We start from the raw sequence: 17,122 nt of genomic DNA, 5'->3' as shown, positions 1-17,122 counted from the left end.
CAGTCAGTGGTCGGCGTCGCTGCCGATGTACAGCCCGGCGACGGCCCGCCCCGCCTTCTCGGACCGCGTCATGCGCCGCAGCCGGGCGGCGGCCGTCCCCGCCCTGAACGGGTCGCCGGAGGACGGGCCGTGGACGATCTCCGAGACCCACTTGTTGAAGTCCTGGTACTGCCACACCCGCCTCAGGCAGGCGTCGGAGTATCCCTCGAGGCCACTCTCGTCGCCCTCCCGGTAGTACGCGCGGAAGGCGTCGGACAGCAGCAGCGCATCGTTCAGCGCGAGATTCATGCCCTTCGCCGCGACGGGCGCCACGAGGTGAGCCGCGTCGCCCGCGAGATGCAATCGGCCGTAAGTCATCGGTTCCACGACGTAGTTGTGCATGTCGAGCACGCGGCGCTCGACCACTTCGCCCTCGTTCAGCGGCCCCGCGTCGCGTGCGCCGAGCCGCGTGCGCAGTTCGCTCCAGACGCGCTCGTGCGGCCAGTTGTCCGGTGAATCCCCCGGCGGGCACTCCAGGTAGTAGCGGGTGACCTGCGGCCCGCGGGCCATGTGCGCCGCGAAGCCCTGCGGATGGAGTCCGAAGACGACCCTCTCCGCGGACGGCGGCGCCTCGGCCAGCAGCGCCAGCCAGCCCACTCCCAGATCGTGCCGGAAGATCTCGATGCCGCCCTCGGGGATCGCGGCACGCGAGGACCCCCGGGCGCCGTCGCAGCCCGCGACGAAGTCGCAGGAGACGGTGCGCTGTTGCCCTGTTTCCGGATCGGTGTAGGAGACGGAGGGACGGTCCGTGCGGATGCCGTGCACCGCGACGTTCCTGGCGCCGAACCGCACGTCGCCGCCCGTCTCGTCGGCGAAGGCGCGCACCAGGTCCGTCACCAGCAACTGCTGTGGGTAGACGATGTGGCGCTGGCCGGAGAGCGCGCCGTAGCGGAAGACGTGACGCGTCCCGTCCAGCCGGAACTCGCAGTCGCCCTGCGCCTCCGCCCCGAGCAGACCGGGGCCGGCGAGACCTCGCCGTTCGAGAGCCCGTACTGCCCACTCCTCCAGGAAACCCGCGCGGGGCAGCGCTTCGATGAACTCCCGGCTCTCGGCCTCCAGCAGCACGCAGCCGACGCCCTCCGAGTGGAGCAGATTCGCGAGAGTGAGACCCGCGGGGCCGGCCCCGACGATGACGACGGAGGTCGTCTCGTCGCCCGGCGTCGAAGTGCGTGCGGAGGCACCCGCCTCCTGCTGCTCCGGAACCACGCGAACCTCCCGAACGAAGCGTCAACCACCGGGCAGGCGCCCAAGATTAGAACAGCGTGATCTTGGTGTACAGCGGCACGGGGACACAGGTGGCTGGGGTCGGGTGGGCTGCGGAACGGCCTGTCCACGGCTGTGGCACATACGCGACCGGATCTACGACAGCAGTCGCCAGGCCGCGGCCGCGGCCATCACGACAGTGAGCACGGTCAGTACGAGCATGCCGACTGCCACAGCCCTGCCACTGCCACTGCCACTGCCACAGTTGCCGTCCCGGCTGTCACCGTGCACACCGCCGTCGCCTGGCGGCCGGTGCTCACCGTCCACGGGCCTCCCTTCGGGATAGGCGTTCGGTTCCGTGATCCGTCCGTCCCAGAGTGTCCGCGCGCGGCCCGGTACGTACAGGCGACTCTGGGCCAACCGGGCGAAGTACGTGCGATACCGCCACGGGAGCGCGATCATCGGGCATGGACGTCTCCCTCGCCACGAGCACGGGGCCCAGCCGGTCAACGGTGGGCGCAAGAAGCGGATCTGGCCGGAATCGGCGCCACGTACGGATGTGGGGGCCGGCGCTCCGGGCGCGCTACCGCGGACGCATAGAATCCTGAGGCGCTCATGAGGGCGTCCGACCGGAGCGGTGTACCGAGGGGTGATGGATGCCGGGGAAACCCGCCGGGGAACCCGACGGTTCAGCAGGGGAGTTCGCAGAGTCCCGGGGCGCTCCCGCCGGAGACCGTGACGGCGAACTGGCCACCATCGGGACGACCGTCCGTTCGACGCGGCGCGTCCTGGGCATGACCGTCGAAGCGCTCGCGTCCCGCGCGGGCGTGAGTACGGGCGCGCTGAGCCAGCTCGAACGCGGTCAGGGCAATCCCTCCCTCCAGACGCTGCAGCGTCTGGCCGCCGCACTCAGCATTCCACTGGTGCAGCTGCTCCAGGGAGCACCCGAGCCCGAGCACCACGTCGTCCGCGCCGGTCTCGGCCCCCGGCTGCCCGCGCCGAGCGATGACACACGCGACTCGCAGGTGCTGCGCGAGTTGCTGACCCCGTCGAGCGGACGTCTGCAAGTGATCCGGAGCGAGGTGCCTCCGGGGTTCAGCAATGAGGGACGTTCCTATCGCCACTTGGGCCAAGAGTGCGTCGTCGTGCTGTCAGGCCGGCTCAAGGTGAGCATCGGTCAGGAGATCGTCGAACTGTCGCAGGGCGACACGATCACCTACGACTGCACGGCCGCCCACTGGTGGGCCAACCCCGGGACGGAGACCACCGTGGTGCTCGGAGCGGTCATCCCCCTGGCCTTCTGAACGCCCCGTCACGGGCGGGGCGTTCAGCAGCGGCACGCCGAACTGGCCGTACGGCAGGCCGGGTTCGGGCTATCGCGGTGAACCACGCGGCGGGCGGCACCGCCTTCAGCGGCCATGCCGAGACGGGTCCGCCGCGCCTGTGAAGACATCGTGCAGCGCGAGCAGGCGGCGCAACTCGCCGACGGGGTCTTCGTGATCGTCCACCCGCAGGTCGACACGGGCCGCGCTTCGGAGGTTGCCGTCGTCGGCCGGGCCGACGACGCGCAGTGCGGCGCTCTGCCTGCCGCGACGGTCCCCACCAGCTTCCTCGCCGCTGGCGAGGGCCGCGATCAGGCGATGGGAGAGCGTGCCGACCGAGGCCAGGAACGTGTCCCGCAGCGCGCTGAGAACTGGCCTTCCACTCAGACAGTTCCCGGCGGCGACGCATCCGGGACCGAGGAGATGTCCAGCGGCGTTCGTGCAGTCGGTGCCGGTCCACGCAGCGGCTTCACCCGTCGGACCGAGCACCGCGAGCTGTCGCAGTGAACGTCCCGGGTCGGAGGAGATCAGGCGCTCGACCGTCTGAGCCGCGTCGAATCCGGCACGCAGCTGCGTGATCCCACGCTCGGCGAACGTCGTGTTGGTGTGGGCCTGTGTCACGAGGGCGCCCGCGTCCGCGGCCACGGCGGGTACGGAGGCGCCCACGGCGAGGGACTTCGACGCGGTGACGACGCCGAAGCTCCCGTCACCGTCCCGTACCACCAGGGAATAGGTCACACGTCTTCCTCTCTGATCGGCCGGGCCGCTGCCCGTGTCATCTCCGGGTAACGGGTTCCGGGCACTGTCTTGACCTCACTCGCCGAGGTTCGTAACGTGCCCGCCGTGCTTCGCAATAATGATGCACCTTCATCTTAATGATGGCGGGTGTCGACGACCAGTCACCCGAAACGGGGGAGGTAGGGCGTGAGACGGCTGAGCCGATGGGCAGGCGCGGCACTCGTGTTGGCCTTACTCGGTGCCTGCTCGCCCGGCACCGGAGTGGACCGCGGACTCAGCAAGGACGGCTCCGGCATCGTGGCCGCGATCGCCGGCGAGCCGGATCAATTCGACCCGCACCGCACATCGGCGTACTTCTCCTTCGAGGTTCTGGAGAACACCTTCGACACACTGGTCGAGCCGGACCGGAACCTCGCCATGAAACCGGCGCTGGCCGAGCGCTGGAAGGTCAGCGAGGACCGGCTCACCTGGACGTTCACCCTCCGCGAGGGCGTCACCTGGCACGACGGCTCCACGTTCGGCGCTGACGACGTCGTCTATTCGTACAGGCGCATCATCGACGAGAAGTTGGGCAACGCCTGGCGCTTCGACGGCGTCAAGGACATCTCGGCGCCGGACGATTCGACCGTCGTGCTCAAGCTCGACAAGCCCCTGTACAACCTGCTCTCCAGGATCGGCGGCCACAAAGGGCTTGCCATCGTCAACAAGAAGAACGTCGAGAGCGGGAAGATCAAGACCCACCCGGTCGGCACCGGGCCCTTCTCCTTCGACGACTACAACCCCGGCGAGTCGGTCAGGCTGAAGGCCAACCCGCACTGGTGGGGCGGTGCTCCGAAGATCCCAACGCTGACGTTCCGGTTCATATCCGAGCCCACGACAGCCGTCGCGGACCTGGAGGCCGGTGAGATCAACTGGACCGACAACATCCCGCCGCAGCAGGTCGAGAGGGTCTCGCAGAACCAGGACCTCAAGCTCGACACGGCCGTGGGCAACGACTACTGGTATCTGGCGGCCAACCAGGACCGCCGTCCGTTCGACGATCCGAGAGTCCGACGGGCCATCGCCTACGGCATCGACCGCAAGGCCATCGTCCAGGCCACGCAGTACGGCAACGCGACGGTGAACCAGCTGGCCATACCGAAGACCAACCCCTGGTACACCGCGTACTCGCCCTACTCGCACGACCCGCGCCGCGCGGCCAAGTTGCTCGCCGCGGCGGGCGTGCACGACCTGACGATCGACATGCTGGTGACCAAGGAGTACCCGGAGACCATCATCACGGCCCAGGTGATCGCGTCCCAGCTCGAGAAGACCGGGATCACCGTCAAGCCCCGCGAGGTCGACTTCGCCACATGGCTGGACAAGCAGGGCAAGGGCGAATACGACATGCTGATGCTCGGCTGGCTCGGCAATCTGGACGCCGAGGACTTCTACTACGCGCAGCACCACTCCAAGGGGAACTTCAACTTCCAGCAGTACGCGAACCCCGAGGTCGACCGGTTGCTGGAGGCGGGCCAGAAGGAGTCCGGGAGGAAGGCCCGCAAGGACCGTTACGCGGAAGCAGCCCGGCAGATCGCCGACGACGCGAGCTACATCTATCTCTACAACCCCGACATCGTGCAGGTGTGGGCACCGCAGTTGGAGGGATACAAGGTCCGCAGCGACGGTGCCACCCGTTTCCGTGACGTGAGGCCGGCCGACTGATGCTGCGCTTCACCCTGGCCCGTGCCGGGCACGCCGCGGTCGTACTGCTGGGCGTGACGGTCGTCGTCTTCGCCCTGATGCATCTCGTGCCGGGAGACCCGGTGCGGGTGGCGCTGGGCACGCAGTACACGCCGGAGTCCTACCAGGCGCTGCGTTCCGCGTCGGGGCTCGACCGGCCGCTGGTCAGCCAGTACTTCCACTACGTGGGCAGCGCTGTCACCGGTGATCTGGGCGTGAGCTTCCGTACTGGGGAACCGGTCACGCTCGTACTGCTCGAACGCCTTCCGGCGACGCTGTCCCTGGCCTTCGCGGCGATGGTCATCGCCGTGGGAATCGCCTTTCCCCTCGGCGTCTACGCGGCGACGCACCAGGGCAGGATCAGCGACACGATCGTGCGCGTCGTAAGCCAATTCGGCGTCTCCGTACCGGACTTCTGGCTGGGCATCCTGCTCATCCTGCTCTTCTCCAGCACGCTGGGGTGGCTGCCGCCGTCCGGTTACGTGCCGTTGACCCAGGACCCCCTCGGCTGGCTCTCCAGGGTGATCATGCCCGCGACGGCAGTGGGCCTGGTCTCCGGAGCGATCATCACCCGCTTCGTCCGCAGCGCCGTCCTTGAATCCCTCGGCTCCGAACACGCGCGCACCGCCCGCGCCAAGGGCCTGCGGCGCCGCATCGTGAGGAGCCGGCATGTGGTCCGCAACGCGATGGTCCCCGTCATCACCGTGATCGGCGTGCAGGCGGCGGTCCTCATGGGCGGGGTCATCGTCATCGAAGTGGTCTTCGCCTGGCCCGGGTTGGGGCGACTGACGTTCGACGCCGTCTCGGCACGGGACTATCCCGTGGTGCAGGGGGCGGTGCTGCTGGTCGCGGCGCTGTTCCTGCTCGTCAGCATGGCCGTCGATCTGCTGTACGCGCGAATCGACCCGAGGATATCGATCCGATGAGCGCCCGTCCGTTCTCCGCGTGGAGCCATCTGCTGCGGCGCCCCGTGTCGGCAGCCGGGCTCGGCGTCGTCGCCCTGCTCGTGACCCTCGCCTTAATGGGCCCGCAACTCGCCCCCTACGGTCCGAACGCCGTCGACGTCACCCGTGCCCTGCAACCCCCGAGCCTGGAGCACTGGTTCGGCACCGACGACCTGGGACGCGACGTCCTGAGCCGCGTCGTCCTCGCCGCCAGGGTCTCCCTGGAGGTCAGCCTGATCAGTGTGAGCATCGCGCTGGTCGTCGGAGTGGTTCTCGGTCTCGTCGCCGGCTACTTCCGCGGTTGGGCCGACACCGTGATCATGCGGCTCGTCGACGTGGTCTTCGCGTTCCCGATCATGCTTCTGGCCATCGCGATCGTCGCGGTGCTGGGGCCCGGGGTGACCACCGCGACGGTGGCGATCGGCGTGGTGTACGTGCCGGTGTTCGCCCGCGTCACGCGCGCGAGTGCGCTGGCACTGCGCGAGGAGCCGTATGTGAGGGCCGCCGCCGCCATCGGCGCCGGACCGCTGCGCATCATCCGCACCCACGTGCTGCCCAACGTCTCGGCACCGGTCATCGTCCAGACCTCGCTGAGCCTGGCGTTCGCGATCCTCTCGGAGGCGGCGCTGTCCTTCCTCGGGCTCGGCGTGCAGCCGCCGCAACCGTCCTGGGGGCGGATGCTCTTCGACGGCAAGGGCTTCACCGACGCCTGGTGGATGAGCGTCTTCCCGGGGCTCGCCATCTTCGTCACGGTGCTCGCGTTCAACCTCGTCGGGGACGGGCTGCGGGACGTCCTGGACCCCCGACAGCGTTCCGCCATGGAGTCCAGGAGGGGCCGATGAACACACCCGGATTCGCCGTGCGCGACCTCACGGTCGTGCTCGGCCGGGGCAAGCGCGCGGCCCGCGTCGTACGCGGGGTGTCGTGGTCCGTCGAGGCGGGGCAGACGCTGGGCGTGGTCGGCGAGTCCGGCTCGGGGAAGTCGATGACGGTGCTCGCCTCGGCGGGGCTCGTCCCACCGCCGGCGACCGTCACCGGCAGCGCCCTGCTCGGCGGCCGGGACCTGCTGACGCTGTCCCGGCGTGAACTCGAAGGCATACGGGGACGGCGGCTCGGCTTCGTCTTCCAGGACCCGATGACCTCGCTCAACCCGCTCCTCACGGTCGAACGGCAGATCACCGAGGGCATCGAGGAACACCTCGGCGCCACCCGGCGGGCCGCCCGCGACCGTGCGCGCGCCCTTCTCGAAACGGTCGGCATCCCCGACCCCGACCGCCGACTCGACGCGTACCCCCACCAGTTGTCCGGGGGAATGCGGCAGCGGGTGATGATCGCGATCGCGCTGTCCTGCGGACCGGACGTCCTCGTGGCGGACGAGCCGACCACGGCGCTCGACGTCACGACGCAGGCGCAGATCCTGGACCTCGTGCGCGAACGGCAGGAGCGCTTGGGCATGGCGGTGGTCTGGATCAGCCACGACCTCGCCGTGGTGGGCGGGCTCGCCGACGACGTCGTAGTGATGTACGGCGGACAAGTGGTCGAGCAGGCACCCGTCGAGACCCTGCACAGCACGCCCGCACACCCCTACACACGCGGCCTGCTGGGAGCACGTCCCGTCCTCGGCAGGCGACACCACCAACTCACCGCCATTCCGGGCACACCGCCCGACCCCCGTGAACTGCCGTCCGGCTGTGTCTTCTTCGACCGCTGTCCCCTCAAGGCAGATCCGCGGTGCGAGACCCAGGTCCCGGAACTCGTGGAGGTCGGGCGCGGCCACTACACGCGCACGTTCTGCCCGGAGGACCAGTGAGATACGAACCAGGTCCGGGCACGGCCCGGGACACGCGGTCCGTACCGCTGCTGGATGTGAGGAACCTGTGCGTACGGTTCCCGGGCCCGCGGGAGGGGCGTCACCGGTCGTGGGTGCACGCGGTCGAGGACGTGTCCTTCACTGTCGACCGTGGTCAGACGCTGGGTCTGGTGGGGGAATCAGGGTCCGGCAAGTCGACGGTGGGCAACGCGCTGACCCGTCTGGTGACGCCCACGTCCGGAACGGTTCGCCTCGACGGCCAGGACGTACTGGCAGCGCGAGGTGCTCCATCGCGCGAGCTGCGACGACGGATCGCGATGGTCTTCCAGAACCCGTACGCCTCACTCGATCCGAGGCGCACCGCCGGCGCGACCGTGCGGGAGCCCATGGACGTGCACCGGTTGCTTTCCGGACGCGCCGAACGCAACCGAAGAGTGGCCGAACTCCTCGATCTCGTAGGGCTCGTACAACGGACCGCCGCCCGGTACCCGCACGAACTCTCCGGCGGTCAGCGCCAGCGCGTGAGCATCGCACGAGCCCTCGCGGCAAATCCGGACCTGATCGTCCTGGACGAAGCGACCGCCTCCCTCGACGTCTCGGTCCAGGCGCAGATCATGAATCTGCTCCGGGAGTTGCAGGGCGAACTCGGACTGACCTACCTGTTCGTCTCCCATGACCTCGCCGCTGTCGAGCACATGAGCCACCGCGTCGTCGTGATGTACCTCGGCCGCCTCATGGAGACAGGCACCACGGACCACCTCTACACCCAGCCTGCGCACCCGTACACGCAGGCGCTCATGTCCGCGGTACCCGACGCGGACCCGGCCGCGGAGAAGGACCGTGAGCGGATCCTGCTCGGCGGCGACCCGCCCAGCCCGCTCGATCCACCGTCCGGCTGCGTGTTCCGCACCCGCTGTCCCTTGGCGGTCGACGCATGCGCCGGACCGGTCCCGCAGACCACCGTCTCCGACAACCACGTCGTCTGGTGCATCCGCACCGGCGACTCGCTGTCGCCGGAGCGGCTCCGCCGGTTCGTGCACTGATCGGAAGTCAGCGCCGGTCTCCGACCAGAAGGGAGCACTGCTTGAACAAGCTCGGCCCCGGGAGGAGTTCGGGGCGGCCATCTCAGCAGACCGGACCACATAGGTAGCGACGATGCACGGCTCATCGGACGCCAGAAGCGCAACAAACCCACAGAATCGGCGCCGAACGCGCGTCGGTCGAAGAAAGGAAGACGCATGGCAGGACGTCACCGTCGTCCAACAGTGGCAAAGGATCGTAGATTGCCGGGATCTGCCGCTCTGCGCAGTGGATTCGTCATCGCGGGCGCCATCGTTGCGAGTGCCGTAGCCGCCGGAACGGCATCCGCGGACGACTCCGGGCCCGGATCCAACTCGACTACGAGCTCGAACTCCGCCCCGGATTCGGGGCCTGGTCCTGACTCGAATACCAACGCTCAGGGCAGCGTCCGATCGAGCGCCCAGGCAGGCCCGGGGAACGTCGGCGGCCAGGGTCACCAGAACGCTCCCAGCGGCAATGAAGACGGCCCAAGGCCCCTCTCCAACCAGCCCGGCACCAGCTCGTCCTCCCCGCCGTCGGCACCCGCGAACGACGCACCGGCGCCCGGGCCCGGGAACGGTGGTCTGGTGGGGCCTGCGGGTGACGGTCCGCCACCGGGACCTGCGGGCCCGCCGCCTGGTCCCGGGAACGGTGGCCTGATCGGGCCTGCGGGTGACGGGCCCGCACCGGATCACGCTCCAGGTCCGCCGCCTGGGCCTGGAAACGACGGCCCGGCACCCGATCACACTCCGGGTCCGCCGCCCGGGCCCGGAAACGACGGCCCGGCACCCGACCAGGCCAACAACGCTCCGGCACCCGGCCCCGCCAACGACGCTCAAACACCGGATCACGCCCCAGGTCCGCCGCCCGGGCCCGGAAACAACGGCCCAGCACCGGCCCCCGGGCCCGCGGGTGACGGTCCCCCGGCTCCGGGACCTCTGGGACCGCCGCCGACTGCTGAGACTCCGACGCCGGGACAAGCTCCGGCACCTGCAGGACCGCCGCCTGCGAACGACGGCCCTCCGGCTCCGGCACCAGTCGAGGAACCGGAACGACACGCAGCCGACGGCCTCCCGGACACCCCGGCACCGCCACCCGCACCCGCTCCGGCACCAGTCGAGGAACCGGAACGACACGCAGCCGACGGCCTCCCGGACCAAGCACCAGCGTCCCCCGCTGCCCCAGCACCGGCACCAGCACCGGCACCAGCACCAGCACCCGCCGACGCCCCGGCTCCGGCACCGGCACCCGCCGACGCCCCGGCTCCGGCACCGGCACCAGCCGAGGCACCAGCACCGGCACCGGCACCGGCCGAGGCACCAGCACCGGCACCGGCACCGGCACCGCCCAACTTCGACCCGGCCAACCCGGCGAACTACACCCCCGGCCGGAGCGCGCCGATCTCACAGATCGTCATCCACGTCACGCAGGGCAGTTACGACAGCACGATCAACTGGTTCAAGAACCCGGAGGCAGAGGTCAGTGCCCACTATGTGGTGCGTTCCTCCGACGGCCAGGTGACTCAGATGGTCGACGACGGCGACACGGCCTGGCACGTCGGTAACGGCAACCCCACGGCGATCGGCATCGAGCACGAAGGCTACGTCGACGACCCGTCGTACTTCACCGAGGAGATGTACCGCTCCTCGGCCGCGCTGACGAGGAGCCTGACCGACAAATACGGCATCCCGAGGGACCGCGAGCACATCGTCGGCCACGCCGAGGTCCCCGGTAACGACCACACAGACCCCGGTCCGAACTGGGACTGGGACAAGTACATGGGTTACGTGAACGAATGATCGCGCAACAGGAGGCGCGTCAGCTCTGCGCCGGGTGCGTCGTGCCAGTGAGTTGGTGCGGGGACGGAACGACATGCCAGCTCACGTAAGCAACGACAATGCACAGCTCATCGGACTCCATAAGCACAACAACCCAACAACCCCCACAAAACGTCGCCAACCGCGCGTCGGTCGAGGAAGGATGTCGAATGATGGGACGTCACCGTCATCCGTCAGGGAAACTTCAACGTACTTTGGCCAGGTATGCCACCAAGCGCAGTGGATTTGTCATAGCGGGTGCCTTCGCTGCAAGTTTCGCGGCGGCGGGGACGGCATCCGCAGCCGACACCGGGCCCAACTCCAGTGCGAGCGCCCCGGATTCGAGTACGAGTGCTCAAGGGAGCGTCCGATCGAGCATGAAGGCGACCCCGGGGAACGCCGGCGGCGCGAGCGCGCAACAGACCCGCACAGGCGGGTCGACCTCGCACGACGCACCAAGGTCAAGCAACACCCGGATCACCGTCCGGGACAATGGGGACGGGACAAGGACACTGTCCAGCCAGCACGGCACCAACCGCTTCTCCTCGCCGGAACGGAAACCTGCAGACGAACCGCGATCACCGGTCGGCGATGGTCCGGCACAGTCACTCGGCGACGCCCGCTCCGCCCCGGCTGCGCCGCCTGCTGACCCCCCGGCACCCCCGCCAGCACCGGCCCCCGGTACTCCAGCTCCACCGCCTGCACCGGCATCGGGGCCGGACGGTCCGGCTCCGGCTCCGGCGGGTCCACCGCCTGCAGATCCTCCGCCGGCTCCGGGGCCAGTTGCCGAACCCGAACGTCACGCAGCCGACGGCCTCCCGGACACTCCCACTCCGGCACCACCGCCTGCACCGGCATCGGGGCCGGACGGTCCGGCTCCGGCTCCGGCGGGTCCACCGCCTGCAGATCCTCCGCCCGCTCCGGGCCCAGTTGCCGAACCCGAACGTCACGCAGCCGACGGCCTCCCGGACACTCCCACTCCGGCACCACCGCCTGCACCGGCATCGGGGCCGGACGGTCCGGCTCCGGCCCCGGCGGGCCCACCCCCTGCAGATCCTCCGCCGGCTCCGGGCCCAGTTGCCGAACCCGAACGTCACGCAGCCGACGGCCTCCCAGCTCCGGCTGCCCCGGCACCTGCGGATCCGCCCCCGGCTCCCGCTCCGGGGCCAGTTGCCGAACCCGAACGTCACGCAGCCGACGGCCTCCCGGACACTCCCGCTCCGGTTCCGGCGCCTGCGGGTCCCGGTCCGGCGCCCGCGGGTCCCCCGCCGGGGACTATTGCGCCGACCGACCTCGGCGGCCTGCTCGGGGCTCCGCCTGCGCCCGCTCCTGGGCCAGTTGCGGAACCCGAACGTCACGCTGCGGACGGCCTCCCGGCCGCTCCGGCCCCTGCCGGTCGGGCCCCGCTACCGACAGCTCCAGGAAACCTCCCCGAGCCGATATATCAGCAGGGACGGGACGTTCTTTCCCCGACGTATGAGGTGCCTGGGGTGGACGCCTACAAGCTTCCGCCGAGCCCCGATGGGGGCATCACTTCTCCGTATTCGGCCCAGGTGTACGTCCCGGGCCATGTTGCCCCACCCAGTGCGGGCACCCTGCCGGAAGCCAGTTGGGACAACGGCCTGTTGAGCGCGTGGCACCCCAACCTCACGGGTCAGAAAGTGAGCATCCCCGTGTCACTTCGGGGGGAGACCGAACTGGTCAATGGGCGCTCCGTGACCAAGCCGGGCAAACTGGAAGCCATCGACGTCTCCGTGGACCAGAGTTACCAGATTCGAGCGGTCGGGATGGAACCGGTGGAATCCCAGCAGATGCTGACGCCGGAGGGTCAACCCGTCACCCGGGTGAACTACGTGTATCAGTACGAGGTCCGCAAGGGGACCAACGTAATCGTCAACGAGATCAACTTTCCGAGCAATTCGGGTTGGAAGCGCGTTTCGACGGACGAGGTGGCCGACCTGGTCAGGAACAACGGTGTGGCGTCGGCGAACCTGCCCGGTTGGGAAGGGCGCTGAAGCGAGAAAACGCTGCTGCCCCACACGATCAGACCTGTTGAAGGTCCATATCGTGCAACGCTCAGGTGGCGTCGGGTCCCAGCAAGAGAGCAACTGGTGCCCCGCTGCTCGTTGTTGGAGCAGCGGGGCACCGTCTCAGGGTCACACGGTGAGCTGTCTTCAACCCCCAGTATGAACAGGTCGGGTGGAGGATCAGTACGGCTCGGACTCGACACCCGGAGACCTGCTTGGCGAGTTCGACCGCTTCGACCCTTATTCGGAGAAGCTGAACCAATCCGGCGAACCAATGCGATCACGGCACTAGGTTGGCGGTATGAGCCTCGACATTCCTGACCAGGTCCGCAAGACGGTCATGGCCGACGGGAACGAATCCTGGCTGGACGAACTGCCAGGCTTGGTCGACTCGCTGGCCCAGGAGTGGTCTCTGATGATCGGGTCCAGCTTCGCGGGCGGTCACGCCGCCCTGGTCGTCGAGGTGACGCTTGTGGGCGGAACTCCGGCGGTCCTCAAGATCGGCGTGCCAGGTCGGGACGTCGGGCAGGAGGCCATGGTGTTGCGCCTGGCGGAAGGAGTGGGATGCGCCAAGCTGTTGGGCGAAGACGTGGGTCGACAAGCCCTTCTGCTGGAGCGCCTTGGGGCTCCGATGTACGACATCGTCGCCGACCCCGCAAGCCGCCTCAACTTGCTGTGCGAAGTGGCCGTTCGCCTGTGGCGTCCGATCGGTCCCGACATTGACCTTCCGACCGGCGCGAAGTTGGCTGAGCAGTACGCCGATCGGCTGCCAAAACTATGGGAGCAGGCGGGGCGACCGTGTGCGCCTGCCACAGTGGCGGACGCGCTGAATTGCATGAATCGTCGTCGCCTTGCCCACGACGATCGGTCCGCGGTTCTGGTCCACGGTGATATCCACGAGATGAACGCCCTGCAGGCGAGTGACGGCAGCTACAAGCTCATCGATCCAGCCGGACTGCGGGCCGAGCCGGCGTGCGATCTCGGCACAATCGTGCGTTGCAACCCGGACCTCGGCGATGACCTCTGGCCGCGGACTGAGCAACTGGCTTCTCGTACCGGTGTGGATGCCACCGCCATCTGGGAATGGGGAACTATCCACCGAGTCGTCAGCGGCGTCTACGCCTGCAGTATTGGCTTTCAGCCCTTTGGCGATCTGCTGCTGGCCGAAGCGGACCGCCTCACGGCGTAGTCACCTGTCAGGGACTGGCCCGCTCGCCCCGCCGGCCTCTGGGCGTGGACCGGACGGTGCGCACGACCGGATCCGCCGGACACTGCCTGGCTCTCCAGCGATCCGACGAAGACCGATGACGATGTCATGGGTCACCAGCGCGCCGTAACCCTCATTCGTGCAGCGGAAGTTGGGGGTCAACGCGATGGCGTGCACCGCTGTGGTGTCGTCGACTCCCCGCTTCCGTCGGGGCTGAACGCCACTGCTCCGACAGCCTCTTTGTGGCCTTTCAAGGGTGACAGCACCTTGCCGGTTTTCACGTCCCACAGGCGCATGACGTTGTCGGTGCTGCCCGTGGCGAGGGTCTTCCCGTCGACCAGTTGTGCGGTGGCCCAGCCCTGAGCGTGGGAGCCGGAAGCGAACTGGCGCGGCGGGGGATCGACTCGAACGTGAGGCACCAGCCAGCTTCCCGCCAGCTGTGGCCTCGGCTCAGGCACCCTGTACCCCATCCAAGATCGTCTTACGCGGAACGGCTGGACCGCCGCCCCATGCGTGCTGGCTGCCCGCCCGTCCGTCGGGCCCTTACCACCAGCCGAACGCCAGCCAGGCGAGGAACGGCGCGAGGACGATCGAGACGATGCCGTAGGTGAGGAGCTGGCGGAACAGCCGGGGCCGTACCGACGGTTCGGCGGCACCGAGGATGAGTCCTCCGGTGATGCCGAGCGGGTTTATGTCGACCAGTACCGAGGCCAGCGCCAGGGCGAGCACGCCGCCGACGGGGGAGACGCCGTCAGCCACCAGTGGGGGCAACAGCGGCATGGTGGTCACGAACACGGCGATGGAGCTGGCGGCGAACGACGTGAGGCCCGCTATGTAGCAGAGAACCAGCAGGCTGAGGACCGGCGATCCCTGGACCTGAAGCAGGTCGCTGATCTGCTTGAACGCGCCGAGATCCTCCATCAGGCCCACGTACGTCAGCAGGCCGCCGATCAGCAGGACGACGCCCCATGGGATCTTCGACACGATCGCGCCGGGCTTCAGCCTGAGCACCAACTGGAGAACGACCGCTGCGGTCAGGCCGAGGTAGCCCACGTTCATCTCGAAGCCGACCGAGAGAACGACGACGGTGAGCAGGCAGAGCAGCGTGAGGGTGCGGGTTCCACGGCTTCCCGGACCTGCTTCGGAGAGTGCCGGGGCGTTTGCCTGCCCGGTGTTCTCTGCCGTGCCGTACGGACGGGGCGCGTCCTTCGTTTCCGGAGAGGTGCCCTCGGGGAGCTTGCCCCCGCCCGTACCGCCCGCGCCTGCCGGAGCGGAGACCCCGCCGCGCGGCACGGCGCCCGCCCGTGAAGCGATGAACAGGCAGCCCGCACAGACGACCAGCCCTGTCACCAGCCCGCCGAGCAGGAAGGTCACCGGGGCCGAACCGGGCAGTCCGAGACCGGACTTGGTGCTCAGCTCGCGGGCGGTGACGCCGTAGACCGCGAGCGGCGAGAGCAGTCCGCTGATGATTCCCGTGATGCCGAGTACGGCTGCCACCAGTGGCGAGATCCCGTACCGCGCGGCGAGGCCGAGGGCGATCGGGGCGACGATGGCGGTCGCGGCGGCCGGCAGGGTGCCGACCGCGGTCAGCACGGCGCCGATCACGAACGGGACCAGCGCGACCAGCATCAGCCGCCCGCCGACGAGCCGGAGCATCAGGTCGAGCAGCCAGTCGAGGGTTCCGTTGAGATGGGCGACGGCGAACAGGGCCGTCACTCCGACGATGAGGACGAAGAAGTCGGCCGGGAAGAACTTCGTCACGTCGTCCGCCGGAACACCGGCGGCGAGACCGATGAGGAACGCCGCGGACAGAGCGGCCAGTCCCAGGTCGAAACCGGATATCAGGGTCGCCGCGAAAAGGACGACCAGGACGATGATGGACAGGACAGCGACAGTCATGAGCAAGCTCTCTCCTCAGACCACTCCGCGGTGGCGCAGTTCGTCGATCTCCGGCTCGGCCAGCCCGACGAGATCCCGCAGCACGTCGGTGGTGTGCTGACCGAGAAGCGGGGCGTCGCGGCCGATCGTGCTGTCGAAGCCCGAGAAGCGGCCGGCTGGAGCCTGCATGAGACGGGGACGTCCCCCGTCCTCGTCCGGTACCTCCACCACCGACCCGCGGGCGCGGATGTGCGGGTCGGCACAGATGTCCGCCGCCGAGTTCACCGGCCCCGCGGCCACGCCGGCCTCCAGGAGCCGGGACATCAGCGGCTCCAGGTCGTGAGCCGCGACGAAGGCGGCGACGCGAGCCTCGATCTCCTCACGGTGCTCCAGCCGTGCCGTGATCGAGTCGTGCACTGCGAGGTCCGGGGCGTCCATGACATCGACGAGCCGCCGCCACATCTGCTCGGTCGACGCGGGCAGCGCCAGCCACCGGCCGTCCCGGGTCACGTAAAGGTTGTTGGGGCTGATGTGCGGATTCTCATTGCCCTGACGTTCGCGCTGCTCACCTGTCGCGCCGTACTCGACGACGAAGTCCTCCATCATCCGCAGCAGCGGCTCGTAGAGGGGGATGTCTGCGAGCTGAGGCTCGCCGGTGAGGTCCCGCTGACGCAGCGCGAGCAGGGCCGCGAACGCGGCGTAGATTCCGGTGACGCCGTCGGCCACGGGGTAGCCGGCGAATACCGGCGGCTGGTCCGGTGCGCCCGTGCGGTACGTCAGGCCGGCGAAGGCCTCCGCGACGCGGGCGAAGCCCGGACGGTCGGCGTAGGGGCCGGTGCGGCCGAACGCGCTGACGTGGATCATCACCAGGTCCGGCCGGTACGCGCGCAGGTCGTCGAAGTCGATACGGAACCGGCGCAGCGTCGCGGGGCGGAAGTTGGTCACCACGATGTCCGCGGCCCCGGCCATTCTGCCGACGAGATCCGCGGCTTCGGGACGGTGCAGGTCGACGGTGACGCTGCGCTTGGCCCGGCCGTGCATCGTCCACGCCACGGAGACGCCGTCCTCCAGCGGCGGGTAGAGCCGCGCCGGATCGCCCTCCTCGGGATGCTCGACCTTGATCACCTCGGCCCCGAATTCGCCGAGCAGCGAGGACGCGAGAGGACCGGCCAGGATCGTCGAGACGTCCAGAACGCGAACTCCGCTCAGCGGGCCACCGGACACTATGTATTCCTTTCACGGGGAGAACTGGGACCGGCCCTGCTACCAGGGCACCCGTCACAATGCCCTGCCGTCTGAGCGCCGGGAAGGCGCGACAGCAGTTCACAGGTGAAAGGCTCCAGCCTTATAGTCCGC

At 69.0% G+C, this 17,122-nt stretch carries 14 protein-coding genes and 1 pseudogene; 9 read left to right on the top strand and 6 right to left on the bottom strand.

The window, feature by feature from the left end; genetic code table 11:
* Window positions 1-3: 3 nt before the first annotated feature.
* Window positions 4-1,245 carry a 4-hydroxybenzoate 3-monooxygenase gene (locus I004_RS0119150; protein ID WP_078511455.1) on the bottom strand — a complete coding sequence of 414 codons (1,242 nt, stop codon included), beginning with the start codon at window positions 1,243-1,245 and terminating at the stop codon, window positions 4-6.
* A gap of 153 nt (window positions 1,246-1,398) precedes the next feature.
* The gene (locus I004_RS0119145) at window positions 1,399-1,704 is read right to left on the bottom strand and encodes a hypothetical protein (protein WP_028436820.1); all 306 of its coding nucleotides are present in this window, start codon (window positions 1,702-1,704) and stop codon (window positions 1,399-1,401) included.
* A 194-nt stretch (window positions 1,705-1,898) separates the two neighbouring features.
* On the opposite strand from I004_RS0119145, the gene I004_RS0119140 reads away from it, so the two are divergent.
* The gene (locus I004_RS0119140) at window positions 1,899-2,546 is read left to right on the top strand and encodes an XRE family transcriptional regulator (RefSeq protein ID WP_078511453.1); all 648 of its coding nucleotides are present in this window, start codon (window positions 1,899-1,901) and stop codon (window positions 2,544-2,546) included.
* A 105-nt stretch (window positions 2,547-2,651) separates the two neighbouring features.
* Here I004_RS0119140 and I004_RS34835 read toward each other — a convergent pair whose 3' ends face one another.
* Window positions 2,652-3,302, bottom strand: a complete 651-nt coding sequence (locus I004_RS34835; protein ID WP_051345194.1) for a DUF1028 domain-containing protein — start codon at window positions 3,300-3,302, stop codon at window positions 2,652-2,654.
* A 186-nt stretch (window positions 3,303-3,488) separates the two neighbouring features.
* On the opposite strand from I004_RS34835, the gene I004_RS0119130 reads away from it, so the two are divergent.
* The 8 genes and pseudogenes from I004_RS0119130 (at window position 3,489) to I004_RS0119090 (ending at window position 13,870) form a co-directional block, all read left to right on the top strand.
* On the top strand, window positions 3,489-5,006 hold the full coding sequence (locus I004_RS0119130) for an ABC transporter substrate-binding protein (protein ID WP_028436818.1): 1,518 nt from the start codon (window positions 3,489-3,491) through the stop codon (window positions 5,004-5,006).
* Complete coding sequence (locus I004_RS0119125) at window positions 5,006-5,950, top strand: ABC transporter permease (RefSeq protein WP_028436817.1); 945 nt, start codon at window positions 5,006-5,008, stop codon at window positions 5,948-5,950. Before I004_RS0119130 ends, I004_RS0119125 begins: the two co-directional genes overlap by 1 nt.
* Window positions 5,947-6,810: an ABC transporter permease gene (locus tag I004_RS0119120; protein WP_028436816.1), complete on the top strand. Its 864-nt coding sequence runs from the start codon at window positions 5,947-5,949 to the stop codon at window positions 6,808-6,810. The genes I004_RS0119125 and I004_RS0119120 overlap by 4 nt, the downstream gene beginning before the upstream one ends.
* On the top strand, window positions 6,807-7,778 hold the full coding sequence (locus I004_RS0119115) for an ABC transporter ATP-binding protein (protein ID WP_028436815.1): 972 nt from the start codon (window positions 6,807-6,809) through the stop codon (window positions 7,776-7,778). Before I004_RS0119120 ends, I004_RS0119115 begins: the two co-directional genes overlap by 4 nt.
* Window positions 7,775-8,821, top strand: a complete 1,047-nt coding sequence (locus tag I004_RS34830) for an ABC transporter ATP-binding protein (protein WP_051345193.1) — start codon at window positions 7,775-7,777, stop codon at window positions 8,819-8,821. Before I004_RS0119115 ends, I004_RS34830 begins: the two co-directional genes overlap by 4 nt.
* 1,374 nt (window positions 8,822-10,195) lie before the next feature.
* Window positions 10,196-10,636 (top strand): annotated as a pseudogene (locus I004_RS40385) (N-acetylmuramoyl-L-alanine amidase); the annotation flags it as partial.
* A 1,508-nt stretch (window positions 10,637-12,144) separates the two neighbouring features.
* Window positions 12,145-12,669: a hypothetical protein gene (locus tag I004_RS0119095; RefSeq protein WP_158677055.1), complete on the top strand. Its 525-nt coding sequence runs from the start codon at window positions 12,145-12,147 to the stop codon at window positions 12,667-12,669.
* 313 nt (window positions 12,670-12,982) lie between these two features.
* The gene (locus tag I004_RS0119090; RefSeq protein ID WP_028436811.1) at window positions 12,983-13,870 is read left to right on the top strand and encodes an aminoglycoside phosphotransferase family protein; all 888 of its coding nucleotides are present in this window, start codon (window positions 12,983-12,985) and stop codon (window positions 13,868-13,870) included.
* 176 nt (window positions 13,871-14,046) lie between these two features.
* On the opposite strand, the gene I004_RS39525 is transcribed toward I004_RS0119090, so the two are convergent.
* From I004_RS39525 to I004_RS0119080, 3 genes are all read right to left on the bottom strand, one after another.
* Window positions 14,047-14,307: a WD40 repeat domain-containing protein gene (locus I004_RS39525; protein ID WP_158677054.1), complete on the bottom strand. Its 261-nt coding sequence runs from the start codon at window positions 14,305-14,307 to the stop codon at window positions 14,047-14,049.
* A 124-nt stretch (window positions 14,308-14,431) separates the two neighbouring features.
* Complete coding sequence (locus I004_RS0119085) at window positions 14,432-15,787, bottom strand: SLC13 family permease (RefSeq protein ID WP_028436810.1); 1,356 nt, start codon at window positions 15,785-15,787, stop codon at window positions 14,432-14,434.
* 15 nt (window positions 15,788-15,802) lie between these two features.
* Window positions 15,803-16,990, bottom strand: coding sequence for a CoA transferase (locus I004_RS0119080; protein WP_028436809.1), 1,188 nt, complete (start codon window positions 16,988-16,990; stop codon window positions 15,803-15,805).
* Between the last annotated feature and the right edge of the window lie 132 nt (window positions 16,991-17,122).

This window comes from Streptomyces sp. TAA486, from assembly GCF_000426165.1.
The sequence above is the reverse complement of the archived record's forward strand: the minus strand, read 5'-3'. Positions and strand labels throughout refer to the sequence as shown.

What these genes read in the sequence shown, in the direction of transcription:
- I004_RS0119145 (WP_028436820.1), bottom strand. Translation starts at nt 1,704, where the DNA reads ATGATCGCGCTCCCGTGGCGGTATCGCACGTACTTCGCCCGGTTGGCC.
- I004_RS0119140 (WP_078511453.1), top strand. Translation starts at nt 1,899, where the DNA reads ATGCCGGGGAAACCCGCCGGGGAACCCGACGGTTCAGCAGGGGAGTTC.
- I004_RS0119125 (WP_028436817.1), top strand. Translation starts at nt 5,006, where the DNA reads ATGCTGCGCTTCACCCTGGCCCGTGCCGGGCACGCCGCGGTCGTACTG.
- I004_RS0119120 (WP_028436816.1), top strand. Translation starts at nt 5,947, where the DNA reads ATGAGCGCCCGTCCGTTCTCCGCGTGGAGCCATCTGCTGCGGCGCCCC.
- I004_RS0119115 (WP_028436815.1), top strand. Translation starts at nt 6,807, where the DNA reads ATGAACACACCCGGATTCGCCGTGCGCGACCTCACGGTCGTGCTCGGC.
- I004_RS0119090 (WP_028436811.1), top strand. Translation starts at nt 12,983, where the DNA reads ATGAGCCTCGACATTCCTGACCAGGTCCGCAAGACGGTCATGGCCGAC.
- I004_RS0119085 (WP_028436810.1), bottom strand. Translation starts at nt 15,787, where the DNA reads ATGACTGTCGCTGTCCTGTCCATCATCGTCCTGGTCGTCCTTTTCGCG.